Origin of the sequence: Acinetobacter sp. V110_1 (assembly GCF_031798975.1) — a bacterium.
Lineage (GTDB): Bacteria > Pseudomonadota > Gammaproteobacteria > Pseudomonadales > Moraxellaceae > Acinetobacter > Acinetobacter nosocomialis_A.
Window position 1 is genome coordinate 1,117,116 of the sequence record NZ_JAVQNN010000030.1, and the last position, 17,238, is coordinate 1,134,353.

Sequence of the window (17,238 nt, forward strand, 5' to 3'; positions counted from 1 at the left end):
AAAAGCTGCATAACCCCTATGCAGCTTTTTTACTATACGTTCAATAAGTTTAACAGATTCAACAGCAACATGATCAAAATTTATGAAAAGATATGACCAATGGCACACTTTTTAAAGCAAATTACAATAACCATTCTGCTTAGAAAAAAACTTTTTTATCACTAATATATTTTTGCAAATTGTATGAAGCTAAATTGCTATGACTCACACGATTTGGATTTCGCTCAATCGTCTGCAAATTTTTTTCAGCTTCCTGAATAATCCTCATGAGTTCCTGATGTCTTTTATTTTGGGTATCTAAATATGCCCAATACCCTAATACAAACACGATACTCACACACAACACTATTAATACTTTATTGATCATTATTATTATCTCTATGTTTTTAATGTTAATGATCTTAACAAAAAACAACCAGTTTGTGAATATTTTCACATTTATTTACAATAATTATTAATTACTCAAACTATTGATATAAAAAATGTTTTCCAATTTGCAATTTAAAAAAAGATTAAAAATAATACTTTTCACTTAAAAATTCATTTTTAAAAATAACTATATTTTTTTAACAGAAAGTTATATAGGCTATTTCCCCACTTTTATTTTGAAGTATATTTAAATATATTTTTCACTTTAACTTCATTATATTATTTATTGAATATTAATTTATTTGTTAAATCGTTAGATAATAAAAAGCCCATTTCAATAAATCAAAATGGGCTTTTACGAAGTCATTAACCTGCAACTTCTTCCACTTTTGGTTTTGCTTTTACCAAATCAGCTTCATAGATCACATCATATTCTTCTAACTTTAAATGATGTAACCGCTCTCTAAGTTTTTTCAAAGACCACGGCCATGCAGCAAAGTTACGCCCATTGGCATCAAGGTAGTAACTTTTACATCCCCCACTATTGAAGACAGTGGTTTGCAGATGTTTTTGTACAAGCTCATTATGCTTTTTAATTACTTCTGATTTCACTGAAAGCTTAGCAATACCTTTTGCCTTCATTTGTAGCAAACCATCAACAATATATTGCAGTTGTGCTTCAGCAAGACCAATAAATGAGTCATAAACCAAAACATTTGGCCCTAGCATAAGAAATGCATTCGGTACATTTTCAATGTTGGTTCCTAAGTAGGCTTCTGGTGATGAGTCTTTCCAAAGCTCAGCTAGGCATTCCCCTTTTTCGTTATGTACCCGTTTACCGATTGGTGGGTGAGATACTTCAAATCCAGTGCCCCAAATAATGACATCAACTTCGTGGCGTTCACCATTGGCAGCAACCACCGTATTGCCTTCAACTTTTACTAAACCATGAGGAATCAGAGTCGTGTTCGGTGCTTGTAGTGCAGGGTAGTAATTGTTAGCAAACAAAATACGTTTACAGCCAATATCAAAATTAGGCGTTACGTTTTGACGTAAAACTGGATCTTTAATTTGTAATTTTAACAATTGTTTCGCAGCAAAATTGACAGGCTTTAAAGCTTTTGGGTTGCGTAAACCAAAATTGATGACATTTAAGGTGCCTGCTACAGTCTGGCGCCAAGTGGCTTGAATTTTTGGGTATTTCGCAATGATTGATTTACTCAACTCACCTAAGTCGGTATCTGGTTTTGGCAGTACCCAAGGTGCTGTACGCTGGAATACAAACAATTCTTTGGCTTTAGGTTGAATTTGTGGCACAAATTGGATGGCAGATGCCCCCGTACCAATTACGGCAATACGTTTTCCAGTAAGGTCGTAGTCATGGTTCCACTTCACTGAATGGAACATTTCACCAGTAAAAGTATCCAAACCCTCAAGACGTGGTATCTGTGCTTCAGTAATTGGACCAGTAGCAAATAGAACTGTTTTAGCAATATACAAACCAGAGCTCGTCTCTAGCTTCCAGATATTTTTTTGGTTATCCCACTCTGCTTTTAATAGTTCGGTATTGAACTTAATTAAAGACTCAATATCAAACTCACGGCTTACATCTTCTAAATAACTTAAAATTTCCGGTTGGCGTGCAAATAAGTGACTCCATTTTGCGCTCGGCGCAAAGGAGTAAGAATAAAGTGATGATGGAACATCACAACCACAACCCGGATAGGTATTTTCACGCCAAGTACCTCCGACGCGGCTCGCTTTTTCAATAATTTTAAAATTAGTTAAACCTGCTTCATTTAGCTTAATTGCAGCAGCTAAGCCAGAAATACCTGCACCAACAATAAAAGTGTCATAAATATGTGCAACTTCTTGGGCTTTACGTGTACGTGTATTTGTTCTAGGTTTAGTGACCATAATTTTTCTGCCTATACAAAATTTTATTTAAATAACTGATACGAAAGCCCAAGGAACTTTGCATATAGCGTTGGAGACGTTCTTTTCATAAGCCAGAATAATTTGGCGTCGATCTGTGGTGTGGTATAGAGCTGCCCTCGATCTAATCGGTTCAATGTTAAAGTCGCAACTGCATCACTGGTGGTCATGGCATAGTTCATGAGTGCATGGTCTGCAAGTTTTGAATAGCGCCCTGGAATACGTCCATTTTTAATGATATTGGTAGGCACCAAAGTCGGGCAAAGTACATTCACTTTAATATTGAATTTGCGAAGCTCAGCTGAAAGGGTTTCTGATAATGCCAATACACCCGCTTTCGTTACGTTATAGACACTCATTTCTGGTGCTGCAGTATAAGACGCGGCAGAAGCCACATTAATAATTGCGCCGTAACCTAGTTTTTTAAATTTTGGCACAAATGCATGACAACCATGAATAACACCCCATAGGTTTACATGCATACACCACTTCCAGTCCTCCAAACTCATTTCATCAAATTTACCGCCTAAACCTACGCCCGCATTATTAATGATGAGTGTTACCGGATGCTCTAATAACTGTTCTGCTTGATCAGCCAAAGCCTGTACTTGTTCTGCTTGTCCAACATCGCACTGGACAGCAAATGCTTTTTGTCCAAGCTGTTCAATTAACTTTACGGTTTCTTCAGCAGCTTCTAAATTAATATCCGCACATACCACGTTGCCACCGCGTTTTGCCAGTTCAAGTGCAAAGCTACGACCAATTCCACTGCCTGCTCCAGTCACCACCGCATATGCATTTCGACTCGGCTGGCCTTTCTTACCAAATAGAATCATAGTAAATCCTAAAAAATTTTAGGGAGACGGCAGTAATTTGGGTATTACTGCCGTGACCAATAGCTTTATGAAACTGCACGAACTGGTGGAGTAAATTCCTTCACAAAGTAAGGCGCAATCGCACCGCCTTCGCTTAGTAATTTGTTTTTGTAATATTCTAGATATTCAGTCGTATCATGGTCATTTGGATGGAAGTCAGGACGTAAGTAATCAAAAATCTGGCCAATGGTGCTGCCAAATACGCCATCTTTTGGACTAAAAATTAAGTTGACGCCACGACGTGCGTCTTTCCAGAATTTTCTGGTTAACAGTTCTTTTGGCTTACGCAGTACGGGTACCAATAAAGTTGCGGTTGGAATAAGCCCTAAAATGGTGATGAAAGCCATTAAAAAGCCGGTTGCACGCAATGGATAGTTACCGTTCAAAATCTGATAGACATCATAGGCAATGTCTTTATGCTCAGACTCTTCAAGCATATGCCACATCCATAACGCACGGCTTTTCGCATCATCGGTATAATAAAAATTCTTTTCATGCTTCATCATGTATTCGGCAAGTACTGCCGTAAAGTGCTCAATACCCGCCATGAGTGAAAGCTTTAATGGCTGCGGGAATTTTAAAAACACATATTTAAAGAAGTTTTCGCCCAAGAAACGATACAAATCGACCGGATATTCCAGCTCTTTAATTGCATCATTGAACTCATTATGCAATTTTGAATGAATGGCTTCTTGACCGATGAGGGAAGTAACACGCTGTTTTAAAATCGGATCTTGAATAAATTCACGGTGGTGACGAGCTGTTTCAATCACCAGATCTTCACCATAGGTCAAGAAAACCGAAAGCGTGGCAAAGAACAAAGTTGCAAACTGGTTATTGACGTAAAACTCGATATCAATTTCTTTGCCATCAAACCCGATATTTAGATGACGTATTGGGATAGATCCTTTATTTGAAAAGTCTATCTTTTGATACTGCGCTATAACTGATTTAGGAGAAATAACATTTCGGATAGCTTGAGCGACCATTTTCGACACCCTATAAAATTTGTTAAATACAAGGCAGCGTCGAATCAAGCAGATAAAGTTGTCTTTAGATTATTTCTTGCAATCTTTAACTGCTCTAGAACAAGAATTTGCTCGAATACATCTGCCTTGCCATGTTTTATGAACTTAAGCATTGTTAAGTTCACCAAATCAGATTAAATAGTGCGCTTGATATAACTCTCGAACAAGGACAAAAAAAGCCAACCCACATTGAAACTTTTTGCCAACTTAAATATTTTTGATAATTTCAAATAACTTATATAACCCACTATTATTCATAATTATTCAAATAAAAGACATTTGTCCTAAAAGGATAAAAATATGGCTTTAAAAGATAACAAATGAAACATTATGCCTACTTCGATAGAAATCTTATTTCAATATTTCAGCGTTCCAAAAATCACACCAAGCTTTCTATTTTCAGAGCTTTATTGCACAAATGAAAACGATAAACTGCATTCAGAGAAAAAAATTGAATGAGGATAATAAATCATGTTTGATATGCGTTTATCTCATGAGCGTGGTGCAGCACATCATGGCTGGTTACAGTCAAAACACACGTTTTCATTTGCAAATTATTGGGACCCGAAACAAGTAGGCTTTTCAGATTTGCTTGTGATTAATGACGATACCGTTGCACCATCGAAAGGCTTTGGTACTCACCCTCACCGCAACATGGAAATCATTTCTTATGTGCTTGAAGGTGCATTAGAACATAAAGATTCAATGGGTACTGGTTCGGTGATTGTGCCTGGTGATATTCAATTAATGAGCGCAGGTCGTGGTGTTGCTCATAGTGAATTTAACCACTCTGCACAAGAAAACGTGCACTTCTTGCAAATTTGGGTAGTTCCAAATGAAGTGAACACCACACCAGGTTATCAACAATTGCATATTTCCGAGGAAGATAAACGCGGTAAATTGCACTTGATGATTTCACCAAAAGGTGGCGAAAAAACTTTATCGATCAAACAAGACATTAATATTTATTCAGGTCTATTTGACGGCGAAGAAACAGCAGAGTTTGCAATTCCAGAAGGACGCTATGTTTACCTTCATGTGGCAAAAGGCCGTATTGATGTAAACGGTAAAACCTTTAACACAGGTGATGCTGCGCGTATTCGTGATGGAGGCAAGTTATCATTTACGAATGGTGACAACGCTGAGATTCTGATTTTTGATATGCGTCCGGAAGAAGTTCCAACCATGCCATAATCAACAAAACACCTGCGTAGAGATATACGCAGGTGTTTTTTTATGTACATTAATCATCAAAAACTTACGACTGGTCTTCGGATTTTGCCATTTCAGTATTGATATAGCTCATGATCATAGTAGTTAGCCCTTGCACCATTTCATCAAAACTAATAAATGGGTTGGGTAAAATCAGATGCCTTGCTACGTTAAAAATACCGCTATTAATACAAATATAAGTAATGACAGGTAAATTATTAATTTTTAGGTATTTAGGATTATGCATCATATATTTCATGATGACTTCCATTAAAGCCTGTTCAATTTTTGGAATATATTTGTCGTATTGCAACTCACCTGCATAACGTAAAACGGTTAAGTAACGGTCATTATTTTTCTTTAATAAATCACTAAAAGTATAAAAGATCATTTCGATAACAGGCTCTAACTCCAACTCTAAAATTGTGGGAGTTAGCTCTTTAATCATGTCGAGAATTTCACTCACAAAGTAGTGATTCATCGCATCATAAATTTCTTCTTTGTTTTTAAAATACTCATAAAGTGACCCAACACTCACCCCTGCAATTTCTGCAATATGACGTGTAGTGGTACCACTTGGTCCATGCAATGCTACGGCAATAAAACCTGCTTCAATAATAGTATCGACAGTAACTTTGGCTCGTGCCTGACGGGGTTTTCGAGTAGACATATTTTCTTATAAATAATCCGAACATAAGCTCAGATTAGCATGTAATTTAGCCCTACTCTAATAAAAAAACAAAATCCGAATACTTGTCAAATTTCATGAAGTAATTTCTTTAGAGGTATGGCTAAACATAGTTGTGAGTTCTTTTATTAGTAGGCACTTATTAAAAAAAAAATAAAATATATAAATAAAAATCAATATATTAATAAATTATAAAACTAGTTTTTTATTTTATTCGTACATTGGCGTTGAGCTTAAATAACTTGAAAAGTTACCCGAATTGAATCCGAACATAAAGTCAGATTAATATGAAAAAATCTAAAAAGAGGTTGATTCGTTTTACCAAGTTCGCCTCTTTTTCCGTTATTCAGTCAAATAATCAAACAAATAACGGAGCAACATCACCGTACTCAGTAAGCAGAGAAAACTGCTTTTTGAAAATGGAATTTACAGTGCCCTGTTGAAAGTCAAAGCTTTTTGGTTTTCGACAACCTCGCACTATCACTGATTGATCTGAAGGTGTCGCCATGATCTCGACCACAGTTAAAAAATCACTAAACAAAATTAAATTTTACCGTGAAATCGAGTTACCAGATTTTGCCAGCAAAAAGTCTATTCCAATCCGCCATTTAAATATTGGTTTTGATGGAAAGGAAATTGATGTCAGATTCTATATGGACAACCAATTTGCGACGATTTTTTTTTGCTACGCTTTCAGTATTTCTAACCTATGGTGAAGATTTAGTGATTGAAACTGCTCGTCACCACCGCGAATTTATTCAAGACCCCGTGTTAAAGCAACGCATTACCTCCCTCATTGGTCAAGAAGCCATCCATTCAAAATTGCACAATGAATATAACGATGCGCTTAAAGATGTTGAATACCCTGTCGATTTATATCGTTTCTTGGGCGAGAACTTCTTCAAATATGTGTTTTTAAAATTCCCGCAACCACTGAAATTATCGATGATGGCTGGTATTGAGCATTTTACGGCTGTACTTGCTGAATACATGATGAAGCACGAAAAGAATTTTTACTATTCGGACGATGCGAAAAGTCGTGCGTTATGGATGTGGCATATGCTTGAAGAATCCGAGCATAAAGATATTGCCTACGATGTTTATCAATTACTTAATGGTAGCTACCCACTACGAGCTTCTGGTTTCTTCTTAGCTTTGTTCACTATTTTAGGTCTAATCCCTGCGACTACCTTGTTTATTCCTGTTTTAAGAAAGCCACAGGAAATGTTAACTAGAAAATTCTGGAAAGACGCTCGCCGAGGTGTAGGACTTATTTTTGGCCCAAAAGATGGCGTATTTGGTAGCACTATTGGTCAAATTCTTGACTACTTACGCCCTGATTTCCACCCAAATGATCATGATACGACTGAATATCTAGAATATTACAAAAACAAATTACTAAGCGAAGGCGGCGCAATTGCTCCTTACTTTGTGAAGGAATTTACCCCTCCTGTACGCATGTCTTAATTGGCTTGTAACCAGTCACTACTCAATGGCTGGTTTTCCTTAAATCTATTTCGGGATGAATCATGATTTTATTTGGCAAAAAGAGAGTTAAACCAAGCCAAAAAGCTTATGCCGTCGTGACGGGTGCAGGTAGCGGAATTGGTCGGAGTTTTGCAATTGAACTGGCAAAACGTGGTGGCAGCGTAGTGTGTGCAGATATTAATTTAGAAGCCGCAGAAGAAACCGTAAAGCTTCTTGAACAAGAAGGCGCAAAAGCTTTTGCTATGCGTTGTGATGTGGGTAATGCAGAACAAGTAAATCATTTAGCAGAAACTGCTGAAATTTTACTTGGGCACCCTGTAACTCTTGTCATTAATAATGCAGGAGTGGGTTTGGGTGGCAAGTTTGACGAACTCAGTCTAGAAGACTGGAACTGGGTCATGAATATTAACCTTTGGGGTGTTATTCATGGTTGTCATGCTTTTGTGCCAAAGTTCAAAAAGTTAGGTTACGGCGCGATTATTAATGTGGCTTCGGCGGCTTCTTATACTGCTGCTCCAGAAATGACTGCGTATAACGTAACTAAAGCGGGGGTACGTGCGCTATCTGAAACACTTTCGGCTGAGCTTCGCAAATTCAATATTAAAGTGAATGTGCTGTGCCCGACTTTGGTTCCGACCAATATCATTAAAAATGGTCGAATTCCCGGACGCTATTCAAAGCTTGCAGACCATGCACTTATGAACTATGCACTCACCACAAGTGATGACGTCGCCAAACTCACTCTTAACCGTCTTGATCAGGATGAACTTTATACCATTCCTCAAATCGATGCGAAGTTATTCTGGCTCATGAAACGTGCATCTCCAAGCTTGTATACCAAGTTCCTTGGTACGTCTTACAAATTATTTAAATAAGAAATTTATAGGTAGTACACATATGACTGCTCAAATGAAAACAAATGCATCAGCAAAAAAAGCTGTCAATTCACCTCAGCATATTTTCGATACTTTTATTGTGGGCGCTGGCATTTCAGGTATTGCAACAGCGATTCGTCTCGACCAAGTTGGCTATACCAACTACAAAATTATTGAAAAAGCAGGACGTGTAGGTGGTACTTGGCGTGAAAATACCTACCCAGGTTGTGGCTGTGATGTACCTTCTGCTCTTTACTCGTACTCATTTGCCCCAAGTGCAAAATGGAGCCATTTATTTGCACGCCAACCAGAAATCTTAAGTTACTTGGAAGACGTAAGTAACGAATTTAATGTTACATCTAAAATCGAGTTTAACAACGAGTTGCTTAACGCAGCGTGGGATGACTCACGTCATGTATGGATACTTGATACCACTACTGGTCAATATTTATCTAAAACCGTTATTTTTGCCACAGGTCCAATTACCGAGGCTCAAATTCCACGTCTTGAGGGCTTAGAAACATTTAAAGGCGAGATGTTCCATTCTGCTAAATGGAACCATGATTATGACTTAACTGGTAAACGCATTGCCGTGATTGGTACGGGTGCATCTGCTATTCAGTTTGTGCCACAGATTCAACCTAAAGCAAAAGAGCTATTTGTGTTCCAACGTACAGCACCTTGGGTACTGCCAAAACCAGATACCGACTTGGGCGAGTTGAGTAAATCCGTCATTGCTAAATATCCGTCTATTCAAGCGAGCTGGCGTAAAAGTGTAGCGCTAACGTTGAATGCAATTAACTTTGGTTTACGTAATCCACTTGCGCTAAAACCAGTAAATGTTTTGGGTAAGCAATTACTTAAACTGCAAATTGCAGACCCTGAGTTACGCAAAAACGTAACGCCTAATTTTGATATTGGCTGTAAACGTATTTTGTTTGCTAATAACTACTACCCTGCACTACAAGCACCAAACACGACTCTAATTCCTCATGGTTTAGTAAAAGTTGAAGGCAATACTGTTATTGCTGGCAATGGTGAACGCCACGAAGTTGATGTGATTATTTGGGGTACAGGTTTTGAAGTATCTCACCCACCAATCGGTAAACGTGTGTTTAATGAAAAAGGACAACGTTTAAATGATTTATGGAAAAACACTTCACCAGAAGCTTACTTAGGAACCAACATTGAAAATGTGCCGAATGCATTTTTAATTTTAGGTCCTAACGTACTGGTTTATGACTCGTTTATTGGTTTGGCAGAAGCACAACTCGACTATATCGTAGATGGCTTATTGAAAATTAAAAATAAAGGAATTAGCAAGTTAAACGTTAAGTCCGATGTAATTAAAAAGCACAACGACTTGGTGCAAAAGCACTTACAAACAACGGTATTTAATAGCGGTGGATGTAAGAGTTATTACCTTGATGCCAACGGTCGCAACTTTGCAGCTTGGCCGTGGTCATTGAAAAAGCTAAAACAACGTTTGAAAAATCTAGATTTAAAAGATTATGAAGTCACATATCAAACGTCAAAAACACATTAACTTGTAATTTTGACCAAATCCGTTGTTAGGAATGAGCAGTGTATTTTTGTTTTTTATAAAATACACTGCTTTCTTCATTGAATCTTCAAGAAATAAAAGAACAGGTTAAAGATGAAAGAAGGTCAATCAAGCCGTACTGCCGAAGCTGCTGCTGCCTTACGCGCAAATCACTTTAAAAATACGACGAACCCTGTATTTTCAGATCCCTATGCTTTTGAACTAACGAGTAAAGGCTGGAAAAAACTGCTCTCTCACCCACTGATTGTTAAAGTGATGAATTCTTCGGTTTTAAATCGTACTTTAGGTTTACTTACCGGGCAAGTGGTCGGTCGCTCTCGTTATGCCGAAGACTTACTGGATCAGGCTGTTCAACACAATATTGAGCAATATGTTTTGGTTGGGGCGGGTCTAGACTCTTTTGTACTACGTGAGTCACAGCATTATCCAACGTTAAAAATTTTTGAAGTAGATCATCCAGATACTCAAGCGACTAAACAAACCAAGCTCAAAAAGCTAGGCGAACTCCCCTCCACGATTGAATTTGTTGCTATTAACTTTGAAAAAGAATCTATCTCTGAAGCTCTGACTAGAAGTGTCTATAATTCATCTGCTCCTGCATTTTTTTCATGGTTAGGCACAACTCATTATTTAAACCCGCAAACGACCCTGCAAACTTTAAAAAGTATTGCTGAATTTGCTTCAAACGGTAGTGAACTAGTACTCGATTATTCAACTGATTTTCAGGAATTAAAGGGTATTGAGCGACTTGGAAGTATGGGCGTTGCACAGTTTACCCATTTACTGAAAGAACCTTTATTAGGCCAATTTAAACCCTCAGATTTACATCAGGCCGTTGAAAAAATGGGTTTTGAAGTAATTGAAGACCTATCTGGTGAGGCAATCACTGAACGTTATTTTTATAATCGCGCAGACAATATACGCCATACATCGGCAACACGCTTACTGCATCTGCGTTTGAAGAAATAAAGAATTTTTATGAGTTGTTTAACCGCATGGCATGAGGTGTTTTCCCATGCCATCTTTTATAGGCATGAATAAAACTGGCAGGCTCGGCATAACCTAACCACTCGGCAATCTGCTCAACCGAAGCTTTTGGTAATGCTAAATATTGCTCAGCTAAAACTTGTCTGACTTCTTCACGAATCTGAATAAAGGTCATTCCTTCAGATGCCAAGTGACGGCGTAAAGTACGGACATTTAAATGCAATCGGTCAGCGACTATTTCCATAGAAGGCATTTCCCCTCGCACATTCATAAGTTGCTGTTGCACCAAGGTTGTAAATTTATTTTGTAATTGACGTTTTTCTAATATTTGGCGGCACTGTTCTTCGGCTGTATATAGCACCAAATCATTTGCCATAAGTAGCTTTTGATCTACTTTTTGTGGATCAAGAATTACAAAGCTTTTAGCTGAGCCAAATGCTGGTATTACGCCAAATAAGTCTTGATAAGGCTGAACATCACCTTTGGGTTGAAAAGAAAAAGCCAAATACTGGCAAAAGTTATCCTGCACCAAATCTCGTTGTACCGTAATGAGCGCAGCGGCATCTCGTTCAATAATAAATTGACGAACTGATAAGGGAATATCTTGCTCATCAATTTCAATGCGGACGCCCTGTGGTGTATCGGATACATCAAAGCGGGTAAAAGCAAAAGTTAAAGTAAAATAGGTTAAAGCCAAATCTAGTGCTTCACGAATGCTAGCACTACTCATCAGAGCCATACCTAATGGCCCAAATGTGGTGAAATGATAGCGTGTACCTACTTCTAAGCCTAGTGTCGGTCTGTCTCCTAGTTGCTCAACCAAATTTTGAATGAGCTGTAATTCCTGATGGCCTGTCACCACCATATTTGGGTCGAGTAATTGTTGTTGGCTAAGCCCAGTCCCTTTTAAAATCGTCTGATAAGAAATGCCTGATTCCACCGCAAAATCAGCCATTAACCGAACACTATGTACACTACGTTCAAAAGCCCATGCATACTTCACTGTATTGCTCAGAATGTCCTCGAATCACAATATTTTGTCCTCATCCATCCTCTAAATCAAGCAAATAAACGTCTATTCTGCATACAGGAAATTGCGATTTTTCGCTCACTGTTTTTAAGGATTTAGAGCAGCCCATGTTTAATTCGTCTACTAATTCAAATAAAAATGTACGCATCGCCATTATTGGCACTGGCTTTGGTGGTCTAGGCCTTGCCATTCGTCTCAAACAAGTAGGTTTTGAACAATTTACGCTCTTTGAAAAAGCTAGCGATGTTGGTGGCGTATGGCGTGACAATACGTATCCGGGCGCTGCTTGTGATGTGCCTTCTCATCTGTATTCTTTTTCTTTTGAGCAAGAGCTAGGCTGGAAAAATCGCTACGGAACATCTCAAGAGATTTATCAATATTTACGCCACTGTGCGGAAAAATATGACATTCGTCCACATGTTCAATTTAATACTGAAATAGCCAGTGCCGAATTTGATGCGCTGCAAGGTGTATGGCACATTCAAAGTACTTCTGGTGAACAGTTCGAAGCTGAATTCTTAGTGGGCGCGGTAGGCCAACTCAACCGCCCTGCTTATCCAAAACTTAAAGGCATTGAAAACTTTAAAGGTAAGGCTTTTCACTCAGCGCGTTGGGATCATGATTATGACTTAACTGGCAAACGTGTTGCTGTGATTGGTACAGGTGCAAGCGCAATTCAGTTCGTACCTGAAATTGCCAAACAAGTAGCACATCTAGACGTTTATCAACGCTCGGCACCGTATGTTATTCCTAAACCAGATCGGGTTTACCAACCTTTAGAGAAAAAAGCTTTCCGCAAACTTCCGATTTTGCAAAGTCTAGATCGTGCTTTGCAATATGGGCACCATGAAATTCGTTTGCTGGCCTTTACTACTTCACTCAATGAAATGCCTTTGGTGGAATATTTATTCCAACGTCACATCCGTAAAGTTGTTAAAGATGGGAAGTTACGCCACCGCCTTATGCCGGATTACCCAATTGGCTGTAAACGTATTTTAATTTCTAACCATTGGTATGAAACACTGACCCAGTCTCATGTCGATGTCATTAATACGGGCATTCAAGAAATTACTGAAAACGGTATTTTAGATACTGAAGGAAATCTGCGTGAAGTCGATACCATTATTTATGGTACAGGGTTTGCCGCAACGGAATTTATGGCGCCCATGCAGATTACAGGTCTTGATGGTCGCACCTTAAAAGACACATGGAAAGATGGGGCAGAAGCTTATCTCGGCTTAACTGTGAGCGGCTTTCCAAACTTCTTTATGTTGTATGGACCAAACACTAATCTTGGGCACAATTCAATCGTCTATATGATTGAAAGCCAAGTAAATTATATTTTAGATGCCATTCAAACAACCCTACAAAACAAACTTCTGTTCACCAATGTTCGTGCAGAAGTTCAACATGAGTTTAATCAAAGCATTCAAGAAAAAATGAAAAAAACCGTATGGGCTCAAGGCTGTACCAGTTGGTATCAGACTGCGGATGGAAAAAATACCAATAACTGGCCAGGTTTTACCCTTGAATATCGACAACGTACTCGTCGCTTCGATGTTGAAAACTACACTCAGGTTGCGGCTATTTCTTAAACAAGCTTCACCATAGGAAATGAGAAAAATAAACGGAGAATTTTATGAAGTCTTTTAAAAATAAAGTTGCAGCTGTGACTGGTGCGGGTTCAGGTATTGGACAAGCACTTGCCATTGCACTCGCAAAACAAGGTTGCCATCTGGCACTTTCCGATATTAGTGAAGCTGGATTAGCTAAAACAGTCGAGCTGTTAGCGCCCTATTCTGTCAAGGTAACCACACAAAAAGTCGATGTGGCTAAACGTGATGAAGTTGCAATTTGGGCAAAGGCAGTTGTAGATGAACATGGCCAAGTTAACCTGATTTTTAATAATGCTGGTGTCGCAATAGGTAGCACGGCTGAAGGTGTGAGCTATGAAGATCTTGAATGGCTGATTGGGATTAATTTTTGGGGTGTCGTTTATGGCACTAAAGAATTTTTGCCTTACTTAAAGCAAAGTGGTGACGGACATATTATTAATATTTCCAGTATGTTTGGCTTAACAGCTCAACCAACCCAAAGTGCTTATAACGCCAGTAAATTTGCCGTTCGTGGTTTTACTGAATCATTGCGCCAAGAACTCGATCTACAAAATGCTGGAGTGAGTGCGACCTGTGTGCATCCGGGTGGTATTCGTACCAATATTGCCAAAGCTGCTCGCATGAATAATAGCGTCCAGTCTTTAGGAATGGATCCTTTAAAAAGTCAGGATGCTTTCGATAAATTACTTCGCACCCCTGCTGACGATGCCGCTCAACAAATTTTAGAAGCTGTGCGTAAAGACCGTCGCCGCTTACTGATCGGAGCCGATGCGAAAGCCGTTGATGTGATTCAACGTATTCTTCCACAGGGTTACCAAAAGATTTTTGCAACTGCGACTGCCTTGCAAACTCACCTACTCAACAAATCAGCAAAATAAAAATAGTGGTCAGCATACTCTTCATTTTAAGAGATGCTGACTGACATTAGGCTTAGTATGAGTCCTTATTATGAAGCAACTTCTTGCATGGACTATTCGTACCACGCTACGTCCAGCTTTATCCCCTAAAACACCACTAAAGCTACAACGTTTTTGTAGTGATGCAGCAAGTGCAACTGTGCTTGGGCCACGTGGCTATAAAACAAAAAAGCAAACCATCGCTCAAGTACCGACAGTTCATATTCAGCCCAAAACGACTCAATCAGGACGCGGCATTTTGTATTTACATGGCGGTGGCTATGTGGTGGGTAGCTCAAAAAGTCACACTAAGCTTGCTGCTCAAATTGGTCATGCAGCTCAAGCACAAGTCTGGTTACCTGAATATCGACTAGCCCCAGAGCACACAAACCCTGCTGCTATTGAAGATATAGTTGCAGTCTATAAAGCTTTACTTGCTCAAGGACAAGACCCGAAAAAACTCGTGATTGCGGGTGATTCTGCTGGCGGCGGACTGAGTTTGAGTACTGCAATTGCGATACGGGACGCAGGGTTACCATTACCAGCAGCGTTAGTTTTACTTTCACCTTGGGTTGACTTAAGTCTTTCAGGAAGCACGATGAAAACTCATGCAGTTCAAGATGCAATGCTGTCAGAAGACTGGTTAGCTTGGTGTGCAAAAAACTATTGCGGACAAAAATCGGCAACCGATCCAACCTGTTCCCCCCTCTATGCCGACTTAACTGGATTACCACCTGTTTTAATTCATGTCGGTACAGAAGAAGTCTTATTAGACGATGCAAAACGGCTCGCTAAACAAACCGAAAAGTATGGTATTCCGACGAATTTGAAGGTTTATGACCGAGTCGGGCATGTTTTTCAGTTCCACGCGGGTATACTAAATGAATCTAATGACTCGATTGAGCGCATTGGGCAATTCATTGATAAATATACTCAGTCAATATAAAAATATCGCCAGAGAGGAGTCCTCGGCATGACAACAAACAATTATGACTATGATTACCTCATTATTGGTTCAGGCTTTGGTGGTAGTGTTTCTGCTTGCCGTCTAACCGAAAAAGGCTACTCTGTTGCTGTAATGGAAATGGGGCGACGCTGGGAAGCTAAAGATTTTGCTAAAAATAACTGGAATACCCGTCGCTGGATTTGGCGTCCGGGCATGAAACTTTTCGGTTATTTCAACATGCGTTTTTTTCGCCATGTCACCATTATTTGCGGGAACGCCGTAGGTGGTGGCTCAATTACCTATGCCAATACCCTACTGGTTCCACCTGAACATATTTGGGATGAAGGTACATGGGCAGATGCAGCGGACTGGAAAAATGAAATGCCACAGCATTATGCTGAAGCAGAACGTATGCTTGGGGTGACTGATAATAAAATTTTCGGTCCTGCCGACCACATGCTCAAAAAAATGGGCGATGCAGTTGGTGTTGGACATACGTTTAAACCGACTCGTGTTGCAACGTTTTTTCCACCCGAAGGTGAACAAGGTGGTAAAACCTACCCTGACCCGTACTTTAACGGCGAAGGACCAGAACGCGGAACCTGTACCGCATGTGGCGGCTGTATGACAGGTTGCAAACACAACGCAAAAAACACCTTAGATAAAAACTATTTGTACTTTGCCGAAAAAAATGGTGCCAAGGTTTACGAAGAAACCAAAGTTGTTGATGTGAAACCACTCAATGGTAAAGCCGATGGCAGCGATGGCTATGAAGTTACGACTGAATGTTCAAGTTCATGGTTTAACAAGCAGCGCCGTACTTGGCGAGTTCGTAATGTGATTTTCTCGGCATCGTCTTTAGGTACGCAAGAAATGCTGTTCCGTTTAAAACAGTCTGGTTCTCTGCCAAATGTTTCTGATGATTTGGGCAATCGGGTTCGTACTAATGCCGAGTCGATTTTAGGCGTTCGCTTTTTTGGTAAAGATGTCGACATGAGCAAAGGTGTTGCCATTGGTTCAAGTATTTACATTGACCATGACACTCACATTGAAGCGACGCGTTACCAAACTGGTTCAGATGCCATGGGCCTTATGTGTACTTACATGGCTAAAGGTAAACCGGGTTGGACGCGTATCTTCTTTTGGTTATGGGCACTTATTTGCCATCCATTTATTTTCCTTCGCATGAGTAACCCTGTCAGTTTTGCACGTCAAACTTTAATCTTCTTGGTGATGCAAACAGCTGATGCTTCCATTAATATGCGCTTGAAACGTAATTGGTTCTGGCCTTTTGGCAAAGTATTATCGAGCGAAGGTAAAAAGCTACCTGTGTATATTCCACAGGCCAATGCATTTACCGAAAAAGTTGCCAAAATGTTTAATGGTCATCCAATGACGACTATTACCGAAATTTTGTTTAATGTACCTTTTACAGCGCACTGTATGGGTGGCTGTGCAATTGCTTCAAGCCCAGAGCGCGGTGTGGTAGATGGACAAAACCGTGTCTTTAACTATAAAAACTTATACGTTGTAGATGGCTCAATGTTAGGTGCAAATTTGGGCGTTAACCCAAGTCTCACCATTACAGCTCTTGCAGAACGCGCAATGTCTTATATTCCGGCTAAACATACTTTGGATGAGCAACAAGGTTATAGAGCAGATGCAGAAACCATAGAGATTACTAAAGCTTCTGCTTAAACTAGCGAGTCGTTTTATAAAAAAAGCCTAT

14 protein-coding genes and 1 pseudogene are annotated in these 17,238 nt (G+C 39.3%); 9 read left to right on the top strand and 6 right to left on the bottom strand.

Annotation, left to right across the window (positions count from 1 at the left end; all coding sequences use genetic code 11):
• Window positions 1-139 precede the first annotated feature (139 nt).
• From RMA95_RS16225 to RMA95_RS16240, 4 genes are all read right to left on the bottom strand, one after another.
• Window positions 140-367 carry a hypothetical protein gene (locus tag RMA95_RS16225; RefSeq protein ID WP_000608974.1) on the bottom strand — a complete coding sequence of 76 codons (228 nt, stop codon included), beginning with the start codon at window positions 365-367 and terminating at the stop codon, window positions 140-142.
• A 368-nt stretch (window positions 368-735) separates the two neighbouring features.
• The gene (locus RMA95_RS16230; RefSeq protein WP_311071886.1) at window positions 736-2,286 is read right to left on the bottom strand and encodes an NAD(P)/FAD-dependent oxidoreductase; all 1,551 of its coding nucleotides are present in this window, start codon (window positions 2,284-2,286) and stop codon (window positions 736-738) included.
• 23 nt (window positions 2,287-2,309) lie between these two features.
• Entirely contained in the window at window positions 2,310-3,140 is an 831-nt protein-coding gene (locus RMA95_RS16235) for an SDR family NAD(P)-dependent oxidoreductase (RefSeq protein ID WP_311071888.1), read from the bottom strand.
• A 65-nt stretch (window positions 3,141-3,205) separates the two neighbouring features.
• Window positions 3,206-4,168 carry a metal-dependent hydrolase gene (locus tag RMA95_RS16240; protein WP_311071889.1) on the bottom strand — a complete coding sequence of 321 codons (963 nt, stop codon included), beginning with the start codon at window positions 4,166-4,168 and terminating at the stop codon, window positions 3,206-3,208.
• Window positions 4,169-4,678: 510 nt separating this feature from the next.
• Here RMA95_RS16240 and RMA95_RS16245 point away from each other — a divergent pair.
• Complete coding sequence (locus tag RMA95_RS16245; RefSeq protein WP_000459995.1) at window positions 4,679-5,401, top strand: pirin family protein; 723 nt, start codon at window positions 4,679-4,681, stop codon at window positions 5,399-5,401.
• Between the two features lie 64 nt (window positions 5,402-5,465).
• Here RMA95_RS16245 and RMA95_RS16250 read toward each other — a convergent pair whose 3' ends face one another.
• Entirely contained in the window at window positions 5,466-6,089 is a 624-nt protein-coding gene (locus tag RMA95_RS16250) for a TetR/AcrR family transcriptional regulator (RefSeq protein ID WP_110982452.1), read from the bottom strand.
• 524 nt (window positions 6,090-6,613) lie between these two features.
• Here RMA95_RS16250 and RMA95_RS16255 point away from each other — a divergent pair.
• The 4 genes and pseudogenes from RMA95_RS16255 (at window position 6,614) to RMA95_RS16270 (ending at window position 11,003) form a co-directional block, all read left to right on the top strand.
• Window positions 6,614-7,574 (top strand): annotated as a pseudogene (locus RMA95_RS16255) (metal-dependent hydrolase).
• 62 nt (window positions 7,575-7,636) lie between these two features.
• The gene (locus RMA95_RS16260; RefSeq protein WP_004702815.1) at window positions 7,637-8,470 is read left to right on the top strand and encodes an SDR family NAD(P)-dependent oxidoreductase; all 834 of its coding nucleotides are present in this window, start codon (window positions 7,637-7,639) and stop codon (window positions 8,468-8,470) included.
• 22 nt (window positions 8,471-8,492) lie between these two features.
• Window positions 8,493-10,016, top strand: coding sequence for an NAD(P)/FAD-dependent oxidoreductase (locus RMA95_RS16265; RefSeq protein ID WP_311071894.1), 1,524 nt, complete (start codon window positions 8,493-8,495; stop codon window positions 10,014-10,016).
• A gap of 111 nt (window positions 10,017-10,127) precedes the next feature.
• Window positions 10,128-11,003 (top strand): class I SAM-dependent methyltransferase, encoded by an 876-nt coding sequence (locus tag RMA95_RS16270; protein WP_311071896.1) that lies wholly within the window; start codon window positions 10,128-10,130, stop codon window positions 11,001-11,003.
• Window positions 11,004-11,010: 7 nt separating this feature from the next.
• Here the strand turns inward: RMA95_RS16270 and RMA95_RS16275 are convergent, their stop codons facing one another.
• Entirely contained in the window at window positions 11,011-12,024 is a 1,014-nt protein-coding gene (locus RMA95_RS16275; protein WP_311071897.1) for an AraC family transcriptional regulator, read from the bottom strand.
• A gap of 134 nt (window positions 12,025-12,158) precedes the next feature.
• Between RMA95_RS16275 and RMA95_RS16280 the strand changes: the two genes are divergently transcribed.
• The 4 genes from RMA95_RS16280 to RMA95_RS16295 all read left to right on the top strand — a co-directional run bounded on the left by RMA95_RS16280 (window position 12,159) and on the right by RMA95_RS16295 (window position 17,207).
• Window positions 12,159-13,646 carry an NAD(P)/FAD-dependent oxidoreductase gene (locus RMA95_RS16280; RefSeq protein WP_311071899.1) on the top strand — a complete coding sequence of 496 codons (1,488 nt, stop codon included), beginning with the start codon at window positions 12,159-12,161 and terminating at the stop codon, window positions 13,644-13,646.
• A 44-nt stretch (window positions 13,647-13,690) separates the two neighbouring features.
• Entirely contained in the window at window positions 13,691-14,545 is an 855-nt protein-coding gene (locus RMA95_RS16285; protein ID WP_311071900.1) for an SDR family oxidoreductase, read from the top strand.
• Window positions 14,546-14,615: 70 nt separating this feature from the next.
• Window positions 14,616-15,509, top strand: coding sequence for an alpha/beta hydrolase (locus RMA95_RS16290; protein WP_311071902.1), 894 nt, complete (start codon window positions 14,616-14,618; stop codon window positions 15,507-15,509).
• Window positions 15,510-15,536: 27 nt separating this feature from the next.
• Window positions 15,537-17,207: a GMC family oxidoreductase gene (locus tag RMA95_RS16295; RefSeq protein ID WP_311071904.1), complete on the top strand. Its 1,671-nt coding sequence runs from the start codon at window positions 15,537-15,539 to the stop codon at window positions 17,205-17,207.
• The last annotated feature ends 31 nt before the right edge of the window (window positions 17,208-17,238 follow it).

What these genes read in the sequence shown, in the direction of transcription:
- RMA95_RS16225 (WP_000608974.1), bottom strand. Translation starts at nt 367, where the DNA reads ATGATCAATAAAGTATTAATAGTGTTGTGTGTGAGTATCGTGTTTGTA.
- RMA95_RS16230 (WP_311071886.1), bottom strand. Translation starts at nt 2,286, where the DNA reads ATGGTCACTAAACCTAGAACAAATACACGTACACGTAAAGCCCAAGAA.
- RMA95_RS16235 (WP_311071888.1), bottom strand. Translation starts at nt 3,140, where the DNA reads ATGATTCTATTTGGTAAGAAAGGCCAGCCGAGTCGAAATGCATATGCG.
- RMA95_RS16240 (WP_311071889.1), bottom strand. Translation starts at nt 4,168, where the DNA reads ATGGTCGCTCAAGCTATCCGAAATGTTATTTCTCCTAAATCAGTTATA.
- RMA95_RS16245 (WP_000459995.1), top strand. Translation starts at nt 4,679, where the DNA reads ATGTTTGATATGCGTTTATCTCATGAGCGTGGTGCAGCACATCATGGC.
- RMA95_RS16250 (WP_110982452.1), bottom strand. Translation starts at nt 6,089, where the DNA reads ATGTCTACTCGAAAACCCCGTCAGGCACGAGCCAAAGTTACTGTCGAT.
- RMA95_RS16260 (WP_004702815.1), top strand. Translation starts at nt 7,637, where the DNA reads ATGATTTTATTTGGCAAAAAGAGAGTTAAACCAAGCCAAAAAGCTTAT.
- RMA95_RS16265 (WP_311071894.1), top strand. Translation starts at nt 8,493, where the DNA reads ATGACTGCTCAAATGAAAACAAATGCATCAGCAAAAAAAGCTGTCAAT.
- RMA95_RS16270 (WP_311071896.1), top strand. Translation starts at nt 10,128, where the DNA reads ATGAAAGAAGGTCAATCAAGCCGTACTGCCGAAGCTGCTGCTGCCTTA.
- RMA95_RS16280 (WP_311071899.1), top strand. Translation starts at nt 12,159, where the DNA reads ATGTTTAATTCGTCTACTAATTCAAATAAAAATGTACGCATCGCCATT.
- RMA95_RS16285 (WP_311071900.1), top strand. Translation starts at nt 13,691, where the DNA reads ATGAAGTCTTTTAAAAATAAAGTTGCAGCTGTGACTGGTGCGGGTTCA.
- RMA95_RS16290 (WP_311071902.1), top strand. Translation starts at nt 14,616, where the DNA reads ATGAAGCAACTTCTTGCATGGACTATTCGTACCACGCTACGTCCAGCT.
- RMA95_RS16295 (WP_311071904.1), top strand. Translation starts at nt 15,537, where the DNA reads ATGACAACAAACAATTATGACTATGATTACCTCATTATTGGTTCAGGC.